We start from the raw sequence: 23,125 nt of genomic DNA, 5'->3' as shown, positions 1-23,125 counted from the left end.
AAATGGATCTATAAAGCCGAGGAGGAACTGCGCCAAGCTCTGAAAGATAATCCGAATTCAGCCCGGGCTCATTCGGCACTGGCCGCGGTCTATTTTTATTCAGGTCGAAAAGAGCTGGAACGAAAGGAAGCCGAAAAGGCATTGGCACTATCCCCGGATGATATGGACGCGAAAAACTGGCTGGGCAACTACTTCCTGTTGAATGGGGATTACGCCACAGCCCATAAGCTATTCATCAGCATGTTGGAACGCAACCCGCTGTTTTTCCCGCCGCGCATGAACGTGGGAGAGATTTATCGTCTTCAAGGAAACATCGCGGCGGCGATCCGAGAGCAGAAAAAGATTCTGGAGCAGGATCCCAAAAACATCTATGCGAGTGCAAAACTGGCGAGAACGTACATCGATGCCAATGACCTGCCCCTGGCGCGGATGACCCTGGAACGCCTGACGGCGGCCGATCGGCAAAACTATTCAATTAAAATTGCTTGGGCGCTGGTACTGATAGCGGAAGGAAAAAATGCCGAAGCGGTTAGGGAAATGAATCCGGAGACCTTGAAGTACGCATCAATAGCCGCTTTGTCAACTCTAGAGGTAGCCGAGTTTTATGCTCTGGCAGGCAACTCTGCGGCGGCGCTGGAGTGGCTTGAGCGCGCCGTGCGCAACGGCGATGAGCGGGCGGACTGGTTTCAACGCGATCCTAATTTGAAGAACATTCGTGCTCTCCCCCGTTTCCAGCAAATCCTCGATTCCATCAGCTTCCGCCGCCGGATGGATTCCGCAAGGAAAGAAGGCGGCTAGAAGAATACCGTAATTATTCACCCTCAAGAAAGCTAAGGGCCGGACTATGAATTTGTTTGAAATACTGGCTGTTTCAGTGCGGGCGGAAACTGTAGACCGCGATGACGGGATGGCCGGGGTACAGGGGGTCGCTGTCGTTGGCGGCGGCGGGAAGGGTCAGGTAGAGAAAGCCATGGACCGGGTCCCAGGCGCCGCCGGCGACGGCGTCGGGCCACTGGCCGGGCACGGTGTAATTCCCGTAGCGGGCGAAAGGAGCCGGGAACACGCCGTTGGCGTAGGGGCGGGGGGCGTAGGGTTGGGCGGCGGCGAGGAGCTCCTCGAGGTCGAAAAAGGCGTACATGTAATGCCGGTCCTGGGCGTCCCACACCGCCGGCCCGCCGCTGTTGTAGCCCATGGAGTCGGCGCGCTTGTAGACGATGGTTCCGGCGATGGGCGGCTGGAAGGCCGGCTCGGGCGTGCCTTGCCAGGGGTTGGCCGGGTTGCGGTTGAAGCCGCCCGCGGTCCCGAGCAGGACGTAGGTGCGGGTGCCGGGGATGATGAAACCGATGCCGGTCTCGGTCTTCAGCGTCCAGGTCTTGTTGTTGCCGCTGACGTTGACCATGTCGTCGCCCCAGATGGAATGGTCGAGGGTGAAGTCGAGCCAGGCCTTGGTGCTGACCACGGCCCCGTTTGCGGCAGCGGCGAAATCGGCCAGGTTGCAGGCAAAGAGACTGGGGCCGGCGCTGGCCCGCGAGACGATGGTCAGCTGGTTGTCGTTGCCCAGCAGGTGGGTGCCCGCGAGCCGCGGCTGCCAGGCAGCGGGAATCGCCGTTATCCAACCCGAGGCATGGGCGGCTCCCTGGGCTTTGAACATGCCGGCGATAGCGGAAGCAACCAGGTTGGCGGGATTCTGAATGATGCCGGTGGTGGCCGTCTCATTGCCCGCGCCGTCGTAATAGGTGTAGGCGTTGAAGTACAGCCTGGCCCCGTCGTAATACAAACCGCCGAAGACGGCGTAATTGCCGTTGTCGTAACGGTTGACGCTCCCGGCCGGCCAGGAAGCCGCCTTGAGCGGGATGCGGCTGTAGATGTCGGCCGGCGCCTGCAGCGCGGCGGCGACAGGCAGTGAGGCCAACCCGTCGCGGCTGCTGGTATTCACCGGTGTTGGGATGCTGATCTCTCCCACGGAAAAGGAATCGCTGCCGCCGCCGACCAGGTAGAGTGATCCCTGGCCCCCGTTGCCGGCCGGGTTATAGGCGATTTTGCCCTGGCCGTATTGGCCGAAGGGGGCGCGGAAGGAACCCAGGTAGATGAAATCGTCCAGGACGGCCCGCGGCAGCTGCGAGCCGTCTGGCTGCGCCAAGGTGGTGACGGAACAGGCCGCGCTCTGGGCGCTGACGTTGTCGGCGGCGTCGAAAGCGGCCACGGTGTAGGAATAGGTGGTGTTGGCCGCCAGGCCGCTGTCGCTGAAAAGCGCCGTCGGTACGGAGTTCAGCAGGGCGCCGTTGCGATAGACGCGGTAGCCGGTCACGGCCACATTGTCGGTCGAGGCGGTCCAGCTCAGGGTGAGGCTGTCGCGGTTGACGGCGCTGGCGACCAAGCCGCTCGGTACCGAGGGCGCCTCGCTGTCGTTCGCCTCCGTGCCGCCGCCGCAGGCGCCGAGCAGCGCCAGCAGCAATGAAATCGACACCAGTTTCCAGCCTGCAGTCAGTCTCTGCTTATTTCCATCCATTGGCTTCTCCATATGCTCCCAGGCAAACCTTCATCGAACCGGTTTGCCGACGAACATAATATAAACTCGCGGAAGTCAAATTGTCAAGCCGAATGATTGGGGCTGGGCGGTTGCGCCCGTCCCCTTGTGGGGCTGGATAGTGAAAACGGGAATTTGTCTGTTGACATAACTGACCATTGCTGATATGTAGCCGTCATGGGCTACGATTTTGTCCGCTACCTGGGGGAGAGCCTGGGCGGACCCGTCAATGCCGGTCTGGTCTGGCTGTTCCTGGCCTACCAGGTCGTCGTATCGGCCCTGGTCTTCCTCTTCGACAGCGGCTTTCCCCCCTGGCTGGTCATCGCCGGCTGGGTTTTATTGGTAGTCTTTCTGGCGGTCCAAATCTTGCGCCGGCAGAGAGCTGAAAAAAGGGAGGAGAGAGAGTATTGGCAACAAGAGCAGCTGAACTGGCAGCGGATCTCGCGCTTGAAAGAGCGATTGAAAACCGCCCCTGGCCTGCAGACCCTTTGCCGGGATTGCGGATATTCCGGGACTAGCGTCGATCCCTGTTGTGCCCATGCCGTCCCTTCGGAGAAGAAGTTCCGTTTCCGCAGCGACGACGCCCGTTCCTATTGCCTGCTTTGGTCGCCCGGGGAAATGCCAGTAGAAAATGAAGATATAGTATGAGATTATATGAAATTATATGATTTAGACATTTCCTATATGAACTTAGAAATGGAGGAATGCAATGGCTAAAAAATTCGCCGACCTGCGGGCGGCCGACTTTCCCGGCGTCGACCCCGAGCGCTTTTTCGAATGGTGGAAGGAGGAGATCTTCTGGCGCGAGGAGATGGGCATGGACCGGGAAAAGCGCACCGTCGGCGAAGCGTTCGTGGAGCGCGAGCTGGTGGGGCCTTTGCCGGGTATTTTTCAGGCATTGAAAGCGATACCGCTGGGGCTCAGGTGCCGGAAGCTGCAGAAGCAGGCCGGCATCAGCAAGGAGATGATCAAACAGGCTCTGAAAGGAAGGGGGTGATCCGGGTAATCCTCTTCCCGGGGAAGCGGCTTGCTGCCGATTAACCACCGCCGCAAGGGTTGTGAACGGCGGGCAATTGGGTGGCCTGAAAGATCAGTGAACGGAATTACTTGTGATGCTTCTTCGCTTCCGCCAGCTCGGCCGCGGCCTTGGTCCTGTGCACGGTGCCGTCGGGATGGTTGGGCGGCGAGTAGATGGTGTACAGCTTCAGCCTGATGGTCTTGGCGGCGTTGATCACGTTGTGGAACGTCCCGGCCGGGACGATGACGGCGTCGCCGTTCTTGGCCACAATCTTTTTACCCTTGAGCACAAAAATCGCCTTGCCCTGCTCGATGCGAAAGAACTGGTCGACCTTGTTGTGCACCTCGTTGCCGATCGCCTCGCCGGGCTTCAGGCACATGACCACCAGCTGGGCATGTCTGCCGGTGAAGAGCACCTTGCGGAAATAGTTGTTGGCCAGGGTCTTCTTTTCGATATCGACGCTGTATCCTGCCATTTTCTCACCTCCAAGTAAGCTTTGGCACCAATGTAACACACTGCACCCGGAAGTTCAACCGCAACCAGGTTGGACTTTCGAAGCATCGGCCGGGTGCACTCTTCCGTGGAGCGCAGTCAGGTTTTTTGTTCGGCCTGGCGGGCCGCCAGTGCCTTGATCAGGGCGACCACGAAGGCGTTAACCGGCGCGGCGATGCCGTGCTTGCGGCCGCGCTCGACGATGGCGCCGTTGATGAAATCTATCTCGGTCGGCTTGTTGCGGCGGAAGTCCTGGAGCATGGAAGTGATGTTGTCCGAGCTGACGAAGCGGTTGATGAAAGCGGCGTCGATTGTCAGCTCGACCCCCTCGGCCGCGGCCACGGCGACCCCCTCGGCCAGGATGGGATCTTTGAGCGCGTCGAAGCGTTCCTCGGCCACCAGGCGGTTGTGCCCCTGGAGGATGACCGAGAGGGGATTGATCACGGCGTTGACCAGCAGCTTGGTCCACTGGTCGCGGACGATGTCGCGGCTGGCCTCAAACCTGGGCTTCAGGCCGTGCAGCCGATCGAACCAGGGGGTGGCGGTGAAGGCGGGCTCGAGGCGGATGTTGCCGCCGAAGCAGCGGACCTGGCCCGGCCCGATGAAGGTCGCGCCGATGGCCACGATGCCGATGAACACCTGGTCGGGCGGGACGGGCGAGCCGGCGAGCGTTTTCAGCGCCAGCTCCCTGATGCCGAGGCCGTTCTGCAGCAGCAGCAGCGCGGTCGTCGGCCGCAGCCAAGGGGCGATGCGGCGCAGGGCGGCGTCGAGATCGACGGCCTTGACCGTGACCATGAGCAGGGTGTCGTCAAGGGGGAAGTCGATCGCCTCGGTGGCATCGAGGCGGATGGGGACGTCGATCAGGCCGTCGACGCGCAAGCCGCTGGCGCGGATGGCGCGCACGTGCTCGCCGCGTCCGACCAGGAGCGGCTCCAAGCCCGGCTTGGTCGCCAGGGCGGCGGCGATGACCGAGCCCACGGCCCCGCCGCCGAGGATGACCAGTCGGGGTTTGTTGCGTTCCTCTTTCATGGGTTATTTATAGCAGAAGGGGGCGGCAAGGGCAAGGAAAGGTGCCGCGCGGCAATGAATTTTGAACTTGGCGTGAAAGTCTGCTAGGATGATTCATGGACGTCCTGTTGCATCCGTCCTTCTGGTGGGCCGCTGGCTCAGTGACCCTGGCGGTCTGGCTGGCCATTGCCGCCGCTGCGGCCTATAACCTCCATCATATCCCCTGGCTGTTCCCGTCTGAGCCCCTCCAGGTGAACGATGCATTGATCTCGGTGATCATTCCCGTTCGCAATGAGGAGCGGGACGTTGCCGTTGCCCTGCGCTCGGTGCTGGCCCAGGAAGGCGTACGCCTGGAAATCATCGTTGTCAACGATCATTCCAACGACCGCAGCGCCGCCATCCTGGACGACGTGGCGGGCAGCGACCGGCGCCTGCGCGTGATCCATAATCCGCCCCTGTTGCCGGGCTGGCTGGGCAAGGCCAACGCCATGCGCGCCGGCCTTGAGGCAGCAACGGGCGACTATGTCCTCTTCACCGACGCCGACGTCATCCACGCGCCGCGCTGCTTCGCCTCGGCCCTGGCCGAGATGGGCAACAGGCAATACGACCTGATCAGCTGCCTGCCGCTGATCCGCGTGCGCCTTTTCTGGGAGTATGCCATGCTGCCGATGTCGGTCAGCGCCCTGGCCAAGCTGGTGCCGGAGAAGCGGCAGCAGGACCGGCATGTTCCGGACGCCGCCGCCTCGGGATCATTGATCCTGCTGAAGCGCGAGGTGCTGCGGCGGCTTGGCGGCCTGGACCCGATCAAGGGCAGCCTAGCCGACGACATGACGCTGGCGCGCGCGGCGAAGCGGCACGGCTTCGCCACCGGCTACCGCTTCGCGCCGGAGCTGATGAGCATGCAGCTCTACAAGCGCAACCGCGAGGCTTTCATCTCATCCAGCAAGAATATTCTGATCGTCATCGAGGAGAGCATCTGGCTGGCACCGGCCGTTCCGCTTTTCACCTTCATGCTCAGCTGGTCTCCCTGGATCATGTTCATTCTGGGCTGCTGGCGAGGGGACGCTTCACTGGCCCTGGCCGGCTTGGCTTGCTACGGCGCCGCCTACGCCAGCCTGTTCGTTTCCCGCCGCATCTTCGCCTTCCGCCCCCTGCCCGCTCTCGTCTTTCCGCTGACCTTTTTCATCGTCAGCTACTGCATCAGCCGCGCCTTCATGCTGCATCTGCGCGGCAGCATCGAGTGGCGCGGCCGCGTCATCCGCGTCCGCTGACCGGCGGACGCGGCTTTATTGACATTTCAGCCGCTTATCCGTAAAATTCGGGAAGCTGAGGCAGGGCGGAATCGCGTCCCGGAGAAAGAGGTGGTGACATGAAAATCGACAAGCATTTGATCGTCAGCGGCATCTTGTTCACCGTGGTGCTGGTCGCCTGGCCGGTGATGATGGCCGTGGCCAAGGCGCCGGGCGAAGGCGCGGCGCAGCTGCCTTGGGTCGTCGGGCACCTGGCGCTCTTCAAGACGCAGTTCTTTTTGGCCTTCCTGCTCGCCCCGGCTATCGTTTACATGATGCTGGCCCAGCTGGCCAAGCTCCAGCAGGGGGAGGGTCTCGGCCAGCGCTTCGGCATGGTTTTCATCGTTGCCTACGTGGTGTTGAACAGTGTCGCTTATTTGTCCCAGGTGGTTCTTGTCCCCAGGTTCATCAACGCCACCGGGCAGCTGGCGTTTGCCAAAGCCTGGTATTTCGCTTCGCCCGCTTCGATCGCCTATTTCGTCGACCAGCTGGGTTACTGCTTCTGGGGCATCGGTGCCATCGCCCTCTTCGCCAAGGCCCAGCGCGGTCATGGGCTGCCCGCGTTCATCGCCTCCCTGTATCTCCTGTCGGCGCTTCTGTCGCTCATGGCCTTCGCCGGCCTGCTGCTGGACAACCGGGTGCTCAACAATCTGACCATGCCCAGCGGCCTGGCGCTGCTGCCGGTCGGCATCCTGACCGTGATCTGGGGTTGGCAACGCGATTAGCTGCCGTGCGGGCGTTGCCGCTAAATCTTGTTCTGCGCCACCAGGCGGGCGAAATAGGCGAACGAGCGGTCAAAGGTGCGCTCGGCTTCGCGGCTGAAGCAGCAGGCCGGCAACTCGCGGCTCTGCAGGTGGAATTGCAAACAGGCGCAGCAATCCCCTTTTCGCAAACAGGGGTCGTAGGTGCAGTTGCAGATTTTCAGGTTTTTCTCTTTTTTGCATTCCATTGCCCATCCCCTTTGAAGATGTGAAAGCGCATTATAAAGCAGGGGCGGAGCGATGGCAAGGAGCGCCGATCCCGGCGTGAAGCTCAATTCTTTTTGAAGGCGGACAAGCCGATACGCGCGAGGAGAAACAGAAGCGGAAGGGATGATGACGGTTCGCTAGTCTATGCGGCCTTCTTTTCAGGAGCCAAAAACAAGGCGAAGCCGACGGCGAAGAACAGGTAGACCGCCGCGATCCCCCAGCCCAGCGGATTGAGCGTTCCCGCCAGCAGCAGGGCCAGGGTGGCGACCAGGGCGATCGCGTCGTACACGCAGAGGTTCCAGGCGATCGCCCGCCGGGCCGTTCCCGCTTCCACGTTCCTGGCCAGCCAGGTCAGCAGCAGGTTGCCCACCAGGGTAGCCCCGTACTCGCGCGCCAGCAGCGCCGCCCCCGAGCCGAACTCCAGGCCGAGCAGGCCGAGCAGCCAGACCGGGAAAAACAGCAGCAGGGGCGCGAAGCCCAGGCACACGACGGCTTTGATGATCATCACGGTTTTGAATTTCATGTTTCCCTCCCCAAAGTCACTTTATGAAATCAATGTATTCCTTTGCCGTGAAAATATCAATGATTAGCGAATCCTGGCTGCGCCGCAGTGGCGCATGAAATCGTCGATCCGCTCGGCATGGTCGCCGCTGACCAGCACGTGGTGATTGGCCAGGGCATTATGCAGAAAATAATCGGCCGGCTCGCGTAGTTGCAGGTAAACCTGGGTGCGGCACAGGCTGGCTGCGGGTTGGTACGGCAGCACCTCGGCTCCGGAGACGAAATACTTGTCCAGGCCGGAGCCGCCCGCCTTGAATACCGTGACCGCGCCCGGGGCGAAATCGCCGCTTAGTCCGACGCCCAGGCCGGTTTCAAAATGGGTTTGCAGCCGGTAGGCCGAGACGGCGCGGCGCGGCACGCTGCAGTGAGCCAGGAGCAACCGCCTGTTCGTGACGTCCACCTTGGCCGGGTTGGCCATGAAGGGGATGGCGCCAGTCAAGGCATATAGCAGCAGCATGGAGAATACCGCCGCGACGTCTCCTTCGCAGCCGCAGATCAGCCCCTCGTCGTTGAGCCGCGAGAGGGCCAGGCAGCCGGTGGTGCGCAGCGAATCGATCAGGCTGAAGCAACGGAGCGTCGCCGCGTGCAGCCGGTGATTGCGGAAGAGCGATCTCAAGGCGGGGACGAGGCGCGCCGCCGCCGTCAGCGCCGCGTTGTCCACGCCCTCCAGCTGGGCTGCGTCGGCAACGAACTCGCTGGCGAGGGCCGCGGCTTCGGCCGCGTCGGCCTGATAGTCGCTCAGCGCCCGCAAGGGGATGTCGATGAATTTCGTCCCCCAGCGTTTTTTAACCAGGCCGCGGTCGGGGACGGAGGCGATCAGCCAGTCGGAGGGTTTGCCGATAACGCCGATCGGTCCGCGCAGGGTCCGGCGCGTCTTCTGGAAATCGGCCAGGCGCCGCAGGCGGGAGGAGACGAATGCGTTGTCGCCGTGGACGATCTCCGCTGTTTCGCCCTGCTGGCGCACCCAGGCGGAAATTTCCAGGGCGGCCGGCAGGGAATTGTGCTTGCCGTCGGCCAGCAGGATGAGCGGCCGGCCCAGGCGCGGGTAGAGCCGGCGGAAACGGTCCTCGCAGCCGCCCGAGGCGATGAAAACAACGCGCAATTCCGCGGCCGCGGGTCCTGCTTCACCGGGGTTCATTTCAAGCAGCTCGAACTCTTGGCGTAGTGGCGCCAGGAACTCGGCGCGGTCGCGTTCGAAGCTCTGCGGGTCGTGTCTTCCCGAATCCAGGCGCAGCAGGGCGATCGTGATCATGGCTCCCTCGTGGACTTCACGTTCAAGGCGGTCAGGGAGATTTTAGCACAACGGCCGGCGCGGGGAAATGGCTTGCTTTTGCAGGCATAAAATAGTAATGTTGAAATGGTGCTGAAGGAGGGGGACCATGGTAAATAAAAACTACGTTTGTGAGTTATGCCTGAAGGAAAAAACGCTTGGGGAGGGAGAAAGGAGTCCCTTATGCTGCGGCCGGCCCATGACAGCGAAACTCGAGGGTTGTAGCAAGCCCTTCAGAAATAAATAGACGGCGGTCAAAAAGGGTATGAATAGCCGCCAGTGAGGTTAAAATGCAGAATACCGCCTTTGGACTTAACCAGTACTTGTTGCGCCGCAAAGTATTCACCATAGCCGGAGCCAAGTTCCATATTTTTGACACGGCCAACAATCTGGTCTTTTTCTCCAAAATGAAAGCATTCAAGCTGCGCGAGGATATCCGCCTCTTTCGTGACGAAAGCATGAGTGAGGAGTTGCTGTTGATCAAAGCCCGGCAGATCATCGATTTTTCGGCAGCCTACGATGTGCTTGACAGCAAAACCGGGGAAAAAATCGGTGTTTATAAGCGCCAGGGGCTGAAATCAATCCTGCGTGACGAATGGCTCATTATGGATGCCGGTGACCGCGAAATCGGGGTTGTCCGGGAAGATTCCCTGTTCAAAGCCTTGCTGCGCCGTTTCCTCACCAATCTGATCCCGCAAACCTATCATGTCGAAATCCAAGGAACAACGGTTTGCGTCTACAAGCAGAATTTCAATCCCTTTGTCCTCAAACTCACTATTGATTTCCCAAGCGATACGCGCTTACTTTTCGACCGCCGCCTGGGCCTTGCCGGAGCGATTTTGCTGGGAGCGATCGAAGGCCGCCAAAACTAGAAAACAACCCGCAGCGGGATTTTGGCAGCATGGTTGTCAAGCTAAAACAAATTTCGTTTCAGCTTTTTTTCTTTAGCTTGACGGGAATGTTCAACGCTTGCCCGCCCAGGAGTCGCACGCCGCTGATCACGCGGGGCACATAGCCCTCCTGTTCAATGCTAATTTGGTACAGACCCGGGTCCAGGGCGAGGAAACGGAATCTCCCTTTTTTTGCGGTGACAACTGTCACGGAGGCGGTGGTGGCGATATTCGTGACCATGACGGTGATTCCGGGCAGATAATCGTCATCCGTATTCTTCACATTCCCGAATATTTGTCCGGTCGCGGACTGGCCGGCAAGATAGGCAGTCAGGCTTGCCAGCAGGACGAGCCCGACCAGGAACCTGTTTCTATTTCTCATGCGCTTCCTCCAGTTTCTACCTCAATATGACATAATAGACCAAATATGGCAATAGGACTTTTGTTTGATTTTGAAAAATAAACCCGGAGATTTAGTCCGGAGCGGATCGGCAGCATGCTGTCTTTGGAGCGCTTCATCCTTGCCGGTGTTGAAAAATTCAAAAAATTGAATTATTGCCGAGCCTGGGCGGCTTCCATTTTGTTTTCGCCTCTGCTAAGATGGACCAACGACGAATGCCGGCATTGAGAACTCGATATGCTCGCCGCAAGGAGACCGTGATGAAAAAGTGTCGTTGGCCATGGGTGTCGTGCGTCGTGTTTTTTCACCTTCTCTGCCCGGCCATGCGGGCCGATGCCGGGAGCAAGACCCTCAGCGCCGTGCGCGTGCTCAACCCACCCGGGGTGCGCGGCTCCGATTTCGCCCCATTCTTTCTCCAGGGGATCCCCTGCGCCGCCTTCTGGTCGAACGGCCCGCACATCGAGTACCACACCCCCGGCGACACCATCTACCGCATCAACCCCGACATCCTGGCCGACATTGCTCGCCTGGCCTTCCGCGCTGCCTGCCAGGTCGCCGACCTGTAGAGCTAGAACTGTTACTTGGCTGTTTTGCGTTCGCTCAGCTTAAATTCCAAATTCCAAGCACCAAAACACAAACAAACATCAATATCCAATGACCAAATGACCAAAACGAAGAAAATAAATAAGGAATGATCTTGAAGGGGTTTGATTAATCAAACCCCTACGATGGAATTTGTGACTATGGAATTATAGTCTTACGCAGCCGGGCAATCGCTGTTTTCCTTTTTCAGTTCCGCCGCCCGTTTCGTTTCGGCCCGGGTCATGAAGGCCACGGCAATAAAGATGAAAACCAGGCTGAGCCAGTCCTCGAGCATGGGCAAGCGGCCCTGGAAAAAGACGGCGAACAGCAGAGTGGCGGCGGTCCCGGCCACCAGCGAGGTGAGCCGGTTGGCCAGGCCGGCGAAGGTGGCGGTGCGCCCCTTGAACATGAAGATAAACACCGAGAAAAAAGCCACGAAGCCGTACGCCGTTCCGGCCAGTATATCGCCGGGCCAGAAGCGGCTGGGCGAGAAGTAGCACTGCTGCAAATGGTGCAGCAGCCCTCCATTAAGCGCCGGTAGGAGCATGATCACCGCAAGGACCAGTAGGATGGTCAGCGAGGCCGAAACCTGCTCGACGGCGAAAAAGGCCTTGTTGTCCTGCTTGGCGCAAGCACCGCGGGTGTTCTTGTAGTAGTTCATGATGTAGATGCGGATGAAATAGCTCAGCAGGTAGCTGCCCAATACCAGCATGGCGGCGGGGTTGTGGAAGAGGTCGCCGCCGCCCTCGTTCTTGACGAAGAACAGCTGGACGCACACGGCCATGACGGCGAATGCGACCGCCAGGTCCTCTTCCTTGTAGACTTTCTTGCGGAAGATGCCGGCCTTGATCTGGATGGCGTCGACCAGGCGGCTGATGACGATGACCGACCCGCGCATGACCAGCATGGCCACCATCACCGAGCGCAGCAGGGTGTAGAGCAGCGTGGTCGTCGGGATGACGATGGCCGTGCAGATCCCGGAAGGGACGATGTAGAGGAACTCGCCCGGGAAACGGAATTTGCCCCACTGCACGTAGCGGGCCGATTCCATTTTCCCCCAGTGGAAAAAGATGATCACCAGCAGGCAGATCAAGCTGCCGCCGATGGTGCTGAAGACCAGGTACTCCAGTTGGTCGACTCCGGGCAGCCCGTGCTCGGCCGGTCCGGTCAGGTACTTGGTGGCAATGCTGTAAATTACGTAGAACAAAAAATAGCAGCCGCACAGTTCCAGCAGCCGCCTGGTGCTCCCCTCGTTGCTCTTGGCCATGATGGTTTCCCTCGTTTGATCGTGAATGGTTTCGCGCCTTCCCGGCAGGTGGAAATCGAAATCACAATAGCCGCTTGGCCTACCGGGAATTTTAAGCCGGCAGCGGGAGAATGTCAAACCCGTTGCGGCAAGTCCGGTCGCCCCGGCATACAAGAAACTGCCGCACTGTTGCGCCGGCGCTTGATTTTCATTAGAATCGCTGCATGGACAGTCGGGGAGGGAAAAAATGAAATTAATGAGCAAACGTGCTGTCGGCCTGGCCATGGTTCTGTTCTGGACGGTCGGAGTCGTCTTTGCTGTGGCGCCGGACCACGCCCGGCAAAAAAGCGGCGCGGGGCTGGCGAGCGAGACCCCGGCCGAATTCGTTCCGGCCGTTGGCAGTTTCGACTATGTCAAACGCGATGTGATGATCCCCATGCGCGACAAGGTGAAGCTGCACACGATCATTCTGGTTCCGAAGGGAGCCAGCAACGCTCCCATCCTGCTCACCCGCACTCCCTACAACGCCACCGTACTGACCAGCCACGCCTCCAGCTCGCACCTGGGCCCCATCCTGGAAGGTTACGACAATGCGGTCGACGTGATCATCGGCGGCGGCTATATCCGCGTGGTCCAGGACGTGCGCGGCAAGTATGGCTCCGAAGGCGACTACGTGATGAACCGGCCGCTGCACGGAGTGCTCAACCCGACGCGCGTCGACCACGCCACCGACACCACCGACACCATCGACTGGCTGGTGAAACATGTACCGGAAAGCAACGGCCGGGTCGGGATCATTGGCATCTCCTACAACGGCTTCCTCGCATTGATGGCGCTCGTCGACCCCCACCCGGCGTTGAGGGTCGCGGTGCCCATGAATCCGATGGTCGACGGCTGGATGGGCGACGACTGGTTCCATTACGGCGCTTTCCGCCAGCAGAACATGCCTTATATGTACGAGCAGGTCGCCACGCGCGCCAATGAAGAGTCGTGGTGGACGAGCCACTTCGATGACTATGACATGTACATGGAGGCGGGATCGGCAGGCGAGCTCGGGCGCCGGCGCGGGCTCGAGCAGGTCGGTTTCTGGAGAAAGCTCATTGCCCATCCAGGCTATGACGCTTTCTGGAGCGGCCAGGCGCTGGACAAGGTGCTGGCAGCCCGCCCGCTCAAGGTGCCGGTCATGCTCGTCCACGGCCTCTGGGACCAGGAGGACATCTACGGCACCCCCGCCGTCTACGCGGCGCTCGAAGCCAAGGACGAGGGCAATGACAAAGTGTTCCTGGTCATGGGGCCCTGGAACCACGGCCAGCAGATCGGCGACGGCAGCAGCCTTGGCGCCCTGAGATTCGGCAGCGACACGGCGCTGTTCTTCCGCCAGGAGATCCTGCGTCCTTTCCTTGACCAGTACCTGAAGGAGGGCGCGCCCAAGGCCGACGTGGCGCCGGTGACGGCCTTCGAGACCGGGACGAATCGCTGGCGCCGCCTGCCCGCCTGGCCGGCCGCTGCCGACGGCGGCGCCATCAAGGTCACACCGCTCTATCTGAACTCCGGGCTCAAGCTGGGTTTCGACTCCCCGCCGGCAGGCGGGATGGAGTTCACGGAGTATGTTTCCGATCCCGCCAAGCCGGTCCCCTTCCGCGCCCGGCCGATCCAGCCCATCGGCTACGCCGACAAGGGGCGGACCTGGCCGCAGTGGCTGGTCGACGATCAGCGCGAAGCGTCGGGCCGGACCGACGTGCTGGCGTTCGTTTCCGATCCCCTGGCGGCGCCGTTGCAGATCAGCGGCCAACCGCTGGTCAACCTGCAGGCCGCCAGCAGCGGCAGCGATTCCGATTGGGTGGTCAAGCTGATCGACGTCTATCCCGACGAGGTCGCCGGACAGCCGGCCATGGGTGGCTACCAGCTGATGATCGCGGCCGACGTCTTCCGCGGCCGCTACCGCGAAAGCTTCGCCGCGGCCAAGCCCATCGCCGTTAACCAGCCTCTGTTGTACCGTTTCGCGCTGCCCATTGTCAACCACGTCTTCCTGCCCGGGCACCGCATCATGGTCCAGGTGCAGTCGAGCTGGTTCCCGCTCTACGACCGCAACCCGCAGACGTTCGTGGAAAGCATCTTCTGGGCAAAGCCCGGGGATTATCGGCCGGCCGTGCAGCGCATCTACCACGCACCCGGCCGGGAGAGCTTCATCGGGCTGCCCTTGGTCAAAATGCCTTGAAAGGCAATAGCGAACGATCCATCCCCTGTTCTGCGGCGGCAATGCTGTTTTGACAGGTCTTCAATTTTAAGGTATAAACTAGCGAAATGTTCGAAAGGAGTTTAAAATGAAAAATAAGCTGATGGTTTTTTCCGCTTTTTTGTGCATTGCGCTGTTGTTCAGCGCCTGCGGCGGCGGCAAGTCTCCTGAAGAACCCGCCGGGGAACAGGCTCCAGCCTCCCAGCCTGCTGAAAATACGGCCGCGCCGGCAGCAGCAAAATCAGGTTTGCAAAAGATCGGCGATATGTCTGACGCCTGGAGTGACTTGTATAAGCAAAATGAAGCGGTGATCAACAGCTACGACGGCATGCCGATCATGGGCCTGGTGACTCCGCCTTTAACTTTTATCTCCACCGTGCAATTCGACCTGCTGAATATCGACAACAAGGATGGCCGCATTGAGGGCAAGCTGATGTTCGCCGGTTACAATGGTTTTGTGGAAAAGGCGGGAACGAAGATCACCTTCGGTTATGACCATACGCTTGAAAAGGACGGCTTTGGCCCGTTGGCAAAAGCCGGTGATCGCAATGTGGAGAACGGTTCCCTGGCGCTTGATAAGGAGCATTACATATCCGAAACGTTCACTGAACGGGCAGGCCGGAAGATATCTCGCGACTATACTGAGTTTAAACGCCTCGCTGATGGCAGCATGATATGCCTGGCCTTCAGCGGTCATACTCTCACTATGAAAGGTGACGAAGACCTGAGCGATGATGTGATCTTCCTGCACAACGGCAAAAACCGCTATGATTTCGTAATTGCCAAGGCCAAGACAGGCCCTGAATTTAAAAGCATTTCCTTCGCCGACAAGGGCGATTTGACCAAGGAACAAGCCATCGAGCTGTTTAAAGCGGCAGGCTATACCATCGACCAAAGCGGCGGCATCAGGGACGGCAAGCTGGTATTAGATAAGTAAAGACCAAGTATAAAGTATAAAGGGAAAAGGAAAAAGAAAGAGAAAAGGCACTATAAAACTACTACAATAAATTGTTCGAAAAAATTTTTTCTTACTTTGAATTTTATACTATGTACTTCATACATTTTTCGACCTGTCACTCGTACCTGAGCGCTTCGATCGGGTCGAGGTTGGCCGCCTTGTAGGCCGGGTAGGTGCCGAAGCCGATTCCGACCACCACGCAGAGTCCGATCCCGGTCAGCACCCAGTCGAGCGGCAGGGCCGGGGCCGCGTTCAGGAACTTGCCGGCCATGTTGCCGGCGGCCAGCCCGAGCACGATGCCGATGACGCCGCCGAACTGGCAGAGGGTGACGGCCTCGATGATGAACTGGAAGAGGATGTTGCGCTTCTTGGCGCCGATGGCCTTGCGGATGCCGATCTCGCGCGTGCGCTCGGTCACCGAGACCAGCATGATGTTCATGATGCCGATCCCGGCGGCCAGCAAGGCGATGAAGGCGATGACGATGGCCCCCAGGCGCACGTACTGGGTGATCTGCCCCACCTGGGCGATCAGCGATTCGTTGGAGAAGATGTCGAAATCGTTCTCCTCGCCCGGGGCCACCTTGCGGATGGTGCGCATGTAGCCGATGGCGGCGTCGATGGTGCGGTTGTAGGTGACGTTGCTGTAGGCCATGACGGTGATGTTGATGCTGCGGCTGGTCTTGCCGTACTTGGCCTGGAAGGTGGAGAGCGGCATGGCCACGAAACTGTCGCGCGACTGCCCGAACATCGAGCCCTGCGCTGTGAAAACGCCGATGACGTTCAGGCGCATGCCGTCGACCTTGACCTCCTGGCCGAGCGGGTTGATGCGCGGGAAGAGCTTGCTGACCAGGTCGGTGCCCAGCACGCAGACGCGGCGGTTGCGGTCCATGTCGTCCTGGTTGATGGTGCGGCCCTGGGCGACGGCCCAGTCGTTGGTAACCATGGCCTCGGGGGTGCCGCCGACCAGCTGGATGTTGGCGTTGGTCTCGTCCCATTGCGACTTGAAGAGCCGGCCGAACTGCCACTGCTCGGCGCCGACCAGCTTCGCCTCATCGAGCATGTCGCGCAGCCGGGAATAGTCCTCGACGGTCAGGTCCTTGCGGTTGCGGATCTTATCGCTCAGGTGGCCCTGGCGCATGGCCGGGAATTTCTGGATCTGGAAGGTGTTCTTGCCCAGCTGCGACAGACCCTCGCTGATCGAGTTCTGCATCATGGTGATCACGGTGCTGATGGAGATGATGGAAAAGATGCCGATGATGATGCCCAGCACCGTCAGCCCCGAGCGCAGCTTGTTGCCGCGCAGCGAGGCGAAGGCGACTTTGATGACTTCCCAGAATTTCATTATTCGTACCTCAGGGCTTCGACCGGGTCCATTTTCGCCGCCGTCCAGGCCGGGGCCAGGCCGGAGATGATGCCGGTAATCAGTGAAATGGAGATGGCCAGGAGCACCGTGTTCAGCTGCACGCTGGTGGGCAGGAACTTGTTGATGACCATGCTCAAGGCGATGGCCAGCAGCAGGCCGACCAGTCCGCCGATCAGGCAGATCAGCGCGGCCTCGGTGAGGAACTGGCCCATGATCGTCCGCCTCTTGGCGCCGATGGCCTTGCGGATGCCGATCTCGCGCGTGCGCTCCTTCACCGAGACGAACATGATGTTCATGATGCCGATGGCGCCCACCAGCAGCGACAGCCCGGTGATGAACAAGCCGACGATCTTGATCACGCCCACGACGCGGTTGTAGTTGTCGGTCAGCCCTTCCTGCTGGTTGATGGAGAAGTCGTCCTTCTCGTCGTACATCAAACCGCGCACGCGGCGCATTACGCCGTAGGCTTCTTCCTTGGTGGCGGCGATCATGGCCGTGCTGCGCGCGCGCACGACGATGGTCACCGTGTCGCGGTCGCGGCGGAAATACTTGAAGACCGTGCCGATGGGCATGTAGACCTGGTTGTCGGGGTTGAAATTGCCCAGCAGGTTGCTGCCCTGCTTTTCCAGCACACCGACGACGCGAAAGGGGATGCCGTCGACCTTGACCTCCTGGGCCAAGGGGTCCTGGCGCTCGAAAAGGTGGGCGGCAACCTCGCTGCCCAGCACGGCGACGTTGCGGGCGCCGCTGCTCTCCAGGCCGGTGAAGAAGCGGCCGCGGGCGAAATTGAAATTGGTGGTGCGCACGTAGCCGTCGGTCGTGCCGGTCATCAGCGTCCCCTCGACGTAGTTGTTCCCGAAGAGGACCTTGTGCACGGTCAGGATGGTCGGGGCCATGGCCAGCGGCAGCTTGGCCAGCTTCTGGAAGCGCTCGAACTGGTCCAGGGAGACGTTCTTGCGGTTGCGCATCAGGAAAAAGTCTTCATTGCTGAACCAGGCGTACTTGTCGATGTAGAGGTTGTCGGCGCCGAGCGAGCTGATGCCGTTGACGAAGGCCTTGTCGATGCCGTTGATGGCGGTGGCCATCAGCGCCACCGAGCAGATGCCGATGACGATGCCGAGCATGGTCAGCAGCGAGCGCGCTTTGTTGGCGCGGATGGCCGCCAGCGAGATCAGCAGTCCCTCCTTCCATTCGAACAAATGATGGCGCACGGCTAATTCCCCTGGCGGCCGGGAACTGTGTGGTTGGCCACGCGCTCGTCGCTGGCGATCTTGCCGTCGAGCAGGCGGATGACGCGCTTGGCATGGTTGGCGATGTATTCCTCGTGGGTGACCAGGATGATGGTGTTGCCCTGCTTGTAGATCTCGTAGAACAGGGTCAAGATGTCCTCGCCGGTCTTCGAATCGAGGTTGCCGGTCGGCTCGTCGGCCAGGATGATCGACGGGCCGATCACCAGGGCCCGAGCCACGGCCACGCGCTGGCGCTGCCCGCCGGAGAGCTCGTTGGGCTTGTGCAGCATGCGCTCTTTCAGGCCGACGCTGGTCAGGGCCTTCTCGGCCAGCTCGCGGCGGCGGGAAGAGCCGATGCCGGCGTAGATCAGCTTTTCCCTCGGTCGGCGTGTCCAGGCAGCCGAGGATGTTCATCAGCGTCGACTTGCCCGAGCCCGAGGGGCCCATGATGGCCACGTACTCGTTGCGGTCGATCTTCAGGGAAACCCCGTCCAGGGCGTGGACCTCTTCGGAACCGACCTGGTAGACCTTGGTGATGTTCTCCAAATTGATGATGTTCATGGTTTTATCGCTTGTGGCGTTAGTTCTTTTTCTTTCCGTCTTTCGATTTCGGTTCGAGCATGATTTTGGCTTTGTCCTTCAGCTCGCCGGAGATGGCGCGGTAGGGGCCGCTGACCACTACGTCGCCCTCTTTCAGGCCGGAGACGATTTCGATGTATTCGTTGTCGCTGATGCCGATCTTCACCTCTTTCATGGCCACGGTGTCCTTGTCGACAACAAAGACGACCTCCTTGGGTTTGGCCTGCTTTTTCTTGTTGGCCTTGCCGACGGTCAATTCGCCGTTGGCGGCAGGCTGTTCCATGGCTCCGGGTTCTTCCTCGGACCGGGCGGTCACGCTCTGGATGGGTACGGCCAGCACGTTGGTCTTGGTCTCGACCTCGATGTCGGCGTTGCAGGACATGCCCGGCCGCACCTGGGCGTTGAAGTCGTTGAGGGCTATCCTGATGGCGAAGTTGACCACCTCTTCCTGGGTGCCGGCCGCGGTGGTCTTGGCCGAGTTGGCGATCTGGGTGACCTGGCCGCTGTAGGTGACGTTCTTGAAGGCGTCGAGCTCGATCTTGGCCGTGTCGCCGATGGACACCAGCACGACATCGTTCTCGTCCACGTCGATAATGGCCTCCATCTTGCCCAGGTCGGCTACGGTCATCAGGTCGGTGCCCTGGGTGAAGCCGCTGCCCAGGACGCGCTCGCCCAGCTCGACGTTGAGCTTGCTGACGGTGCCGTCCATCGGCGAATAGATGGTGGTCTTGTTCAGGCTTTCGTTGGACTCTTTCAGGGTCGCCTGCGCCTGCTGCACGAAGGCCTGCTGGGCTTCATACTGGGCGATGCTCGAGGCCAGGTCCGATTCCATCCGTTCCAGCTCCTGCTTGTTGGAAATGCCGTCGCGGAAGAGCTGTTGGGTGCGCTTGTAGTTGCTCGCGATGAAATCCTTCTCTATTTTTTTCATCCCCAGGGTGGCTTGGGCCGACTCCAGGTTGGCCTTGGCGCGGTCGCGCGCGGCGACATACGAATCCGGCTTGATGCGGATCAGGAGCTGGTTCTTCTTCACCCGTTCGCCTTCCTTGACCGGCAGATCGACGATCTCGCCGGTGACTTCCGGGGTGATGACGACCTGGTAGACCGGGTTGATGATGCCGGTCGCCGATACCAGCTGGGTGATGTCGCGCTTGGCGGTCTTCTCGGTCTGCACCATGATGCCGGGGACCTTTTTGCCGCAGACGACTGTTTTAAGTATAAGCAATAAAATGATGCTTCCGATTACGATCCAAATGATTTTTTTGCGTGACTTTTTTTTACCGTTTTTTCCGTTGGCCATTGACCTAGTTCTCCTTGTTTTTATTGCTTGCGCGCCAGCTTCAGCGGTGTGTTCAGCGCGAGTGTTCCCGATCCCGCCTGACGCACACCTGTATATACGCAGCAGGCCCGGAATAGGTTCCAAAAAAATACAGGCGGGCCCGCGAACGGCGCGGTTGACAAAAGGGATCGCTTTCACTATACATAGGGTCGTGAACGCGGCAACGATCGATTCCTGGTTCAGAACGCTCAGCACCATCAACCTGGTCGGTGCTGCGCATGCCCTTGTCCAGGCGCTACTGCTCGTATTCAGTAAGCGCGGCAACCGTCCGGCCAACCGCATCATGGCCCTCTTCCTGCTGGTCCTGGCACTGGGCATGGCCAACGGCTTCATCAACATCCTCGGCTGGTACGACCGTTGGCCGTTCCTCTCGATCCTCGTTGGCTCGGTGGCCTTAACCTATGGCCCGCTCTATTATTTTTACATCCGAACGATGAGCGGCAGGGAATTCCGCTGGCGGCAGCCGGCGCGGCTCGGCCATTTTGTCCCTTTCCTACTGGGATTGGTTTTCTGGGCCGCTTTCTGGATCTTCCGCCGCCAAGAGGCCGTGCCGGGCATCCTGGCCTGGTGCGTCAGAACTCCCTGGCTGCCGGTGACCATCATGGCGGTCGTGCAGATGACCGCTTATGTCACCCTGATGATCCGTTGCCTGCGCGACTATGCGCGGAAGATCAAGGACTCCTTCTCGAGCCTCGACGGCATCAACCTGCGCTGGCTCAAATGGCGTCTGGCCGTCTTCGCCGCGATCTGCGTCGCCGGCCTGGCGGTGGTGGCGGTGTTCAAGCTCGACCGCCGCCTGGTGAACGTGGCCGGGCAAGTCGGTTTTTTCCTGGCCGCCCTGAACATTTTCGCCACCGGCTACCGGACCATGTTCCAGCCGCAGGTATTCTTCGGCACCGGCGGCGAGGGCGGGCCAGGCAAACGCTACAAGCGTTCGTCCCTGACCGCCGAAAAAGCCGGGCTGCTGAAAACGCGCCTGCTCGGCATGATGGCGAGCGAAAAACCGTTCCTGGATCCCGCTATCACCCTCCCCGGGCTGGCCCAGGCCCTGGACGTTCCGCTCAACCACCTTTCGCAGGTGATCAACGAGCAGCTGGGCCGGAACTTCTTCGATTTCATCAACGGCTACCGCGTCGATGCCGCCAAGCAGCGGCTGAGCCGGCCGGATGCGGGCCAGGTCAAGATGATCACCGTCGCCTTCGACTGCGGCTTCAATTCCCTGGCCACCTTCAACCGGGTTTTCAAGGACCTGACCGGGCAACCCCCCTCCCGGTTCCGTACCCGTGCTGTTTCATGAACGGTTTTTGCCGTAGCGAAAACCATAAAAATCGTTCCTCAATTTATAAAGTGAGAAGCAGCAACCCGGATAGTGATTTATATTCAGTGAGGATGATGCGAAATAACATTATGCAAAAAGGAGAAAAAATGATCAACACAATTTGCTGCTCATCGCTAATGAATGGAACCCGGCGCTACGCCATTGCCCCGAGGATCCTGGCGTTGCTTTTACTGATGGTTTTCCCGCTACTGGCTGGAAAGCAATCCGATCCGTTGCCGAAAGCCAAAACGCTTTTTGAGAATTTCATCCAAAAAACCGGCGGCCAGGCAGCCTATGACCGAATCCTGAGCCGCTTGACAAAATCGGTCATGCAAATGTCGGTGCCGGCCATGACCGCTGAAGTGACGTCCCGACTGACCCGCTCCGGTCCGTATCACGTTGTGGTCGATTCCCCCATGGGAAAGATCGAATACGGTTCAGACGGCCAAACGGTTTGGGAAAGCAATCCCATGACGGGATCGCGGATCAGGGAAGGACGGGAGCGGCTGCGCTTCCTGTCCCTTTACGGCCTGGACCTGCCGGCGCGCTGGCGCCAGGCCTTTAAAAAAGTCATCTGCACCGGCAAGGAAGCCATCGACGGGAAATCCGTTTTTCGGGTCGAAGCCCTTACCGGCGCCGATTTCCAGTTGACCTATTATTTCGATCAAACCTCGGGGCTCCTGGTCAAGATCGAGCTCCCCCTGGAAACAATGGCCGGGCAGGGCATCCAGGAGATCCTGCTCGGCGACTACCGTCGGGTCGATGGAATCTTGTTCCCCCATTCCCAAGTACGGAAGGAAGCCGGCCGGGAGATGATCATCACAATTAAAAGCGTCACCCATAACGTGGAGATCCCGGCCAACGAGTTTGCTCTGCCGGAGGCGGTACGAAAGATCGCCGGCTCCGGGCAATAAATGAATGGGATATGCATGAACTACCGGAATGGAGTTTGGGGCTATTGGCTTATTATATTTTTGTTGTTTTGTTTTCCAACCGCCGCTAGCGCCCAAAGGCAGCGGTCCATTTGGCAAAGCGAATTCATTGACTTATCCGTCGAACTCGATCCGGCTGAAGGGATAATGAAGGGAGAGGCCGGGATTCGGCTGCAAAGTTCCGGTTCAGGCTCCGAAGCTATTCTCCTGGACCTCAATCACGAACTGACCGTCATCTCTGTCAATGATGAAGCCGGCCGGCCTCTGCCTTTTAGACGCAACGACGACAGCCTGGCCGTCACTCCTCCGCAGCCGCTCTCCGCTTCCGGCGTTTGCACCATCCAGGTGAGTTATCAGGGATCTTTTCATGAGCGGGTTCCCGAGCTTGATCTGCTCAACGCCTGGATCGGCACCCCCGTTTCCCATGCTTTCAGCAGCAGCCATTGGTATCCGCAAATGTCGGGGTCGGTCCGCCACTGCCGGGGGCGGATCGCCTACCTTGTCCCAAAGGATTGGGTCGTGGCCAGCGTCGGCAGACTGGCCACAACGGAAGTTCTGCCCGGGGCAAAACGGTATGTTTTCACCATTGACTCCCCGACCGGATTTTCATTCGCGGCCGCGGCCTTCGCTTATCAAAGCCAGAAAATAGACGGCCAGGAAGTGGGCGTCTTTTTACTCAATTGCCGGCGGGAGAAAATCAATTTTTATTTTGAGAATTGCGTAAAGATCGTCCGGTTTTTCAAAGCCTACTATGGCTTTTCCCCTTATGAGGGCTATTCATTGATCGAGCTTCCGGTTGATCTCCTGGGCAAAGCGGGAGGGGGGAGTTATGACGGCCTTACTTTTTATCCGCCGGCGACATTGCCCGAGAACTTTTTTTTCACACCCGTTTTTGGGCATGAAATCGGCCATTGCTGGTGGGG

23 protein-coding genes and 1 pseudogene are annotated in these 23,125 nt (G+C 59.7%); 12 read left to right on the top strand and 12 right to left on the bottom strand.

Annotated elements, in window-relative coordinates; genetic code table 11:
• Positions 1-798: tetratricopeptide repeat protein (locus NTW95_10015; protein MCX6557746.1), on the top strand; the 798-nt coding region annotated here is incomplete at its 5' end.
• Between the two features lie 73 nt (positions 799-871).
• Here the strand turns inward: NTW95_10015 and NTW95_10010 are convergent.
• On the bottom strand, positions 872-2,509 hold the full coding sequence (locus NTW95_10010; GenBank protein MCX6557745.1) for a fibronectin type III domain-containing protein: 1,638 nt from the start codon (positions 2,507-2,509) through the stop codon (positions 872-874).
• A gap of 195 nt (positions 2,510-2,704) precedes the next feature.
• On the opposite strand from NTW95_10010, the gene NTW95_10005 reads away from it, so the two are divergent.
• Together NTW95_10005 and NTW95_10000 are read left to right on the top strand one after the other, a co-directional pair.
• Complete coding sequence (locus tag NTW95_10005) at positions 2,705-3,175, top strand: hypothetical protein (GenBank protein ID MCX6557744.1); 471 nt, start codon at positions 2,705-2,707, stop codon at positions 3,173-3,175.
• A gap of 61 nt (positions 3,176-3,236) precedes the next feature.
• Positions 3,237-3,524, top strand: a complete 288-nt coding sequence (locus tag NTW95_10000) for a hypothetical protein (protein MCX6557743.1) — start codon at positions 3,237-3,239, stop codon at positions 3,522-3,524.
• A 106-nt stretch (positions 3,525-3,630) separates the two neighbouring features.
• Here NTW95_10000 and NTW95_09995 read toward each other — a convergent pair whose 3' ends face one another.
• Complete coding sequence (locus tag NTW95_09995) at positions 3,631-4,020, bottom strand: cupin domain-containing protein (GenBank protein MCX6557742.1); 390 nt, start codon at positions 4,018-4,020, stop codon at positions 3,631-3,633.
• A gap of 116 nt (positions 4,021-4,136) precedes the next feature.
• Positions 4,137-5,066 (bottom strand): 2-dehydropantoate 2-reductase, encoded by a 930-nt coding sequence (locus NTW95_09990; protein ID MCX6557741.1) that lies wholly within the window; start codon positions 5,064-5,066, stop codon positions 4,137-4,139.
• A gap of 95 nt (positions 5,067-5,161) precedes the next feature.
• Here NTW95_09990 and NTW95_09985 point away from each other — a divergent pair, with 95 nt between their 5' ends.
• Both NTW95_09985 and NTW95_09980 read left to right on the top strand, forming a co-directional pair.
• Entirely contained in the window at positions 5,162-6,316 is a 1,155-nt protein-coding gene (locus NTW95_09985) for a glycosyltransferase family 2 protein (GenBank protein MCX6557740.1), read from the top strand.
• 98 nt (positions 6,317-6,414) lie between these two features.
• Positions 6,415-7,059, top strand: coding sequence for a hypothetical protein (locus NTW95_09980; GenBank protein MCX6557739.1), 645 nt, complete (start codon positions 6,415-6,417; stop codon positions 7,057-7,059).
• A 20-nt stretch (positions 7,060-7,079) separates the two neighbouring features.
• Here NTW95_09980 and NTW95_09975 read toward each other — a convergent pair whose 3' ends face one another.
• The 3 genes from NTW95_09975 to NTW95_09965 form a co-directional block, all read right to left on the bottom strand.
• Positions 7,080-7,283 carry a DUF6485 family protein gene (locus tag NTW95_09975; GenBank protein ID MCX6557738.1) on the bottom strand — a complete coding sequence of 68 codons (204 nt, stop codon included), beginning with the start codon at positions 7,281-7,283 and terminating at the stop codon, positions 7,080-7,082.
• A gap of 161 nt (positions 7,284-7,444) precedes the next feature.
• Positions 7,445-7,825 carry a hypothetical protein gene (locus NTW95_09970; GenBank protein MCX6557737.1) on the bottom strand — a complete coding sequence of 127 codons (381 nt, stop codon included), beginning with the start codon at positions 7,823-7,825 and terminating at the stop codon, positions 7,445-7,447.
• A gap of 63 nt (positions 7,826-7,888) precedes the next feature.
• A complete protein-coding gene (locus NTW95_09965) occupies positions 7,889-9,115 on the bottom strand; it encodes a fucose isomerase (protein MCX6557736.1) in 1,227 nt (408 codons plus the stop codon).
• A 308-nt stretch (positions 9,116-9,423) separates the two neighbouring features.
• Here NTW95_09965 and NTW95_09960 point away from each other — a divergent pair, with 308 nt between their 5' ends.
• Entirely contained in the window at positions 9,424-10,005 is a 582-nt protein-coding gene (locus NTW95_09960; GenBank protein MCX6557735.1) for a hypothetical protein, read from the top strand.
• Between the two features lie 58 nt (positions 10,006-10,063).
• Here NTW95_09960 and NTW95_09955 read toward each other — a convergent pair whose 3' ends face one another.
• Positions 10,064-10,405: a carboxypeptidase-like regulatory domain-containing protein gene (locus NTW95_09955; GenBank protein MCX6557734.1), complete on the bottom strand. Its 342-nt coding sequence runs from the start codon at positions 10,403-10,405 to the stop codon at positions 10,064-10,066.
• A 278-nt stretch (positions 10,406-10,683) separates the two neighbouring features.
• Between NTW95_09955 and NTW95_09950 the strand changes: the two genes are divergently transcribed.
• The gene (locus tag NTW95_09950; GenBank protein ID MCX6557733.1) at positions 10,684-10,989 is read left to right on the top strand and encodes a M28 family peptidase; all 306 of its coding nucleotides are present in this window, start codon (positions 10,684-10,686) and stop codon (positions 10,987-10,989) included.
• A gap of 191 nt (positions 10,990-11,180) precedes the next feature.
• Here NTW95_09950 and NTW95_09945 read toward each other — a convergent pair whose 3' ends face one another.
• The gene (locus NTW95_09945) at positions 11,181-12,536 is read right to left on the bottom strand and encodes a hypothetical protein (protein ID MCX6557732.1); all 1,356 of its coding nucleotides are present in this window, start codon (positions 12,534-12,536) and stop codon (positions 11,181-11,183) included.
• Between NTW95_09945 and NTW95_09940 the strand changes: the two genes are divergently transcribed.
• Together NTW95_09940 and NTW95_09935 are read left to right on the top strand one after the other, a co-directional pair.
• The gene (locus NTW95_09940) at positions 12,508-14,469 is read left to right on the top strand and encodes a CocE/NonD family hydrolase (GenBank protein ID MCX6557731.1); all 1,962 of its coding nucleotides are present in this window, start codon (positions 12,508-12,510) and stop codon (positions 14,467-14,469) included. The two genes, NTW95_09945 and NTW95_09940, sit on opposite strands and share 29 nt — an antisense overlap.
• A 106-nt stretch (positions 14,470-14,575) precedes the next feature.
• The gene (locus tag NTW95_09935) at positions 14,576-15,424 is read left to right on the top strand and encodes a hypothetical protein (GenBank protein ID MCX6557730.1); all 849 of its coding nucleotides are present in this window, start codon (positions 14,576-14,578) and stop codon (positions 15,422-15,424) included.
• Between the two features lie 136 nt (positions 15,425-15,560).
• On the opposite strand, the gene NTW95_09930 is transcribed toward NTW95_09935, so the two are convergent.
• From NTW95_09930 to NTW95_09915, 4 genes and pseudogenes are all read right to left on the bottom strand, one after another.
• Positions 15,561-16,787 carry an ABC transporter permease gene (locus tag NTW95_09930; protein ID MCX6557729.1) on the bottom strand — a complete coding sequence of 409 codons (1,227 nt, stop codon included), beginning with the start codon at positions 16,785-16,787 and terminating at the stop codon, positions 15,561-15,563.
• Positions 16,787-18,019: an ABC transporter permease gene (locus NTW95_09925; protein MCX6557728.1), complete on the bottom strand. Its 1,233-nt coding sequence runs from the start codon at positions 18,017-18,019 to the stop codon at positions 16,787-16,789. The genes NTW95_09930 and NTW95_09925 overlap by 1 nt, the downstream gene beginning before the upstream one ends.
• A 2-nt stretch (positions 18,020-18,021) precedes the next feature.
• Positions 18,022-18,592: pseudogene (locus NTW95_09920) on the bottom strand (ABC transporter ATP-binding protein).
• A gap of 25 nt (positions 18,593-18,617) precedes the next feature.
• The gene (locus NTW95_09915; protein MCX6557727.1) at positions 18,618-19,913 is read right to left on the bottom strand and encodes an efflux RND transporter periplasmic adaptor subunit; all 1,296 of its coding nucleotides are present in this window, start codon (positions 19,911-19,913) and stop codon (positions 18,618-18,620) included.
• 190 nt (positions 19,914-20,103) lie between these two features.
• On the opposite strand from NTW95_09915, the gene NTW95_09910 reads away from it, so the two are divergent.
• From NTW95_09910 to NTW95_09900, 3 genes are all read left to right on the top strand, one after another.
• The gene (locus tag NTW95_09910) at positions 20,104-21,249 is read left to right on the top strand and encodes a helix-turn-helix domain-containing protein (protein MCX6557726.1); all 1,146 of its coding nucleotides are present in this window, start codon (positions 20,104-20,106) and stop codon (positions 21,247-21,249) included.
• A gap of 128 nt (positions 21,250-21,377) precedes the next feature.
• The gene (locus NTW95_09905; protein ID MCX6557725.1) at positions 21,378-22,184 is read left to right on the top strand and encodes a DUF620 domain-containing protein; all 807 of its coding nucleotides are present in this window, start codon (positions 21,378-21,380) and stop codon (positions 22,182-22,184) included.
• Between the two features lie 165 nt (positions 22,185-22,349).
• The coding region (locus NTW95_09900) for a hypothetical protein (GenBank protein ID MCX6557724.1) at positions 22,350-23,125 on the top strand (776 nt) is incomplete at its 3' end.

Source organism: Candidatus Aminicenantes bacterium (genome assembly GCA_026393795.1).
Taxonomy (GTDB): Bacteria; Acidobacteriota; Aminicenantia; order UBA2199; family UBA2199; genus UBA2199.
The sequence above is the reverse complement of the archived record's forward strand: the minus strand, read 5'-3'. Positions and strand labels throughout refer to the sequence as shown.

What these genes read in the sequence shown, in the direction of transcription:
- NTW95_09955 (MCX6557734.1), bottom strand. Translation starts at nt 10,405, where the DNA reads ATGAGAAATAGAAACAGGTTCCTGGTCGGGCTCGTCCTGCTGGCAAGC.
- NTW95_09975 (MCX6557738.1), bottom strand. Translation starts at nt 7,283, where the DNA reads ATGGAATGCAAAAAAGAGAAAAACCTGAAAATCTGCAACTGCACCTAC.
- NTW95_10010 (MCX6557745.1), bottom strand. Translation starts at nt 2,509, where the DNA reads ATGGATGGAAATAAGCAGAGACTGACTGCAGGCTGGAAACTGGTGTCG.
- NTW95_09970 (MCX6557737.1), bottom strand. Translation starts at nt 7,825, where the DNA reads ATGAAATTCAAAACCGTGATGATCATCAAAGCCGTCGTGTGCCTGGGC.
- NTW95_09990 (MCX6557741.1), bottom strand. Translation starts at nt 5,066, where the DNA reads ATGAAAGAGGAACGCAACAAACCCCGACTGGTCATCCTCGGCGGCGGG.
- NTW95_09995 (MCX6557742.1), bottom strand. Translation starts at nt 4,020, where the DNA reads ATGGCAGGATACAGCGTCGATATCGAAAAGAAGACCCTGGCCAACAAC.
- NTW95_09935 (MCX6557730.1), top strand. Translation starts at nt 14,576, where the DNA reads ATGAAAAATAAGCTGATGGTTTTTTCCGCTTTTTTGTGCATTGCGCTG.
- NTW95_09905 (MCX6557725.1), top strand. Translation starts at nt 21,378, where the DNA reads ATGATCAACACAATTTGCTGCTCATCGCTAATGAATGGAACCCGGCGC.
- NTW95_09915 (MCX6557727.1), bottom strand. Translation starts at nt 19,913, where the DNA reads ATGGCCAACGGAAAAAACGGTAAAAAAAAGTCACGCAAAAAAATCATT.
- NTW95_09945 (MCX6557732.1), bottom strand. Translation starts at nt 12,536, where the DNA reads ATGGCCAGGCCGACAGCACGTTTGCTCATTAATTTCATTTTTTCCCTC.
- NTW95_09940 (MCX6557731.1), top strand. Translation starts at nt 12,508, where the DNA reads ATGAGCAAACGTGCTGTCGGCCTGGCCATGGTTCTGTTCTGGACGGTC.
- NTW95_09985 (MCX6557740.1), top strand. Translation starts at nt 5,162, where the DNA reads ATGGACGTCCTGTTGCATCCGTCCTTCTGGTGGGCCGCTGGCTCAGTG.
- NTW95_09930 (MCX6557729.1), bottom strand. Translation starts at nt 16,787, where the DNA reads ATGAAATTCTGGGAAGTCATCAAAGTCGCCTTCGCCTCGCTGCGCGGC.
- NTW95_09950 (MCX6557733.1), top strand. Translation starts at nt 10,684, where the DNA reads ATGAAAAAGTGTCGTTGGCCATGGGTGTCGTGCGTCGTGTTTTTTCAC.
- NTW95_09965 (MCX6557736.1), bottom strand. Translation starts at nt 9,115, where the DNA reads ATGATCACGATCGCCCTGCTGCGCCTGGATTCGGGAAGACACGACCCG.
- NTW95_09960 (MCX6557735.1), top strand. Translation starts at nt 9,424, where the DNA reads ATGCAGAATACCGCCTTTGGACTTAACCAGTACTTGTTGCGCCGCAAA.
- NTW95_09980 (MCX6557739.1), top strand. Translation starts at nt 6,415, where the DNA reads ATGAAAATCGACAAGCATTTGATCGTCAGCGGCATCTTGTTCACCGTG.
- NTW95_10000 (MCX6557743.1), top strand. Translation starts at nt 3,237, where the DNA reads ATGGCTAAAAAATTCGCCGACCTGCGGGCGGCCGACTTTCCCGGCGTC.
- NTW95_10005 (MCX6557744.1), top strand. Translation starts at nt 2,705, where the DNA reads ATGGGCTACGATTTTGTCCGCTACCTGGGGGAGAGCCTGGGCGGACCC.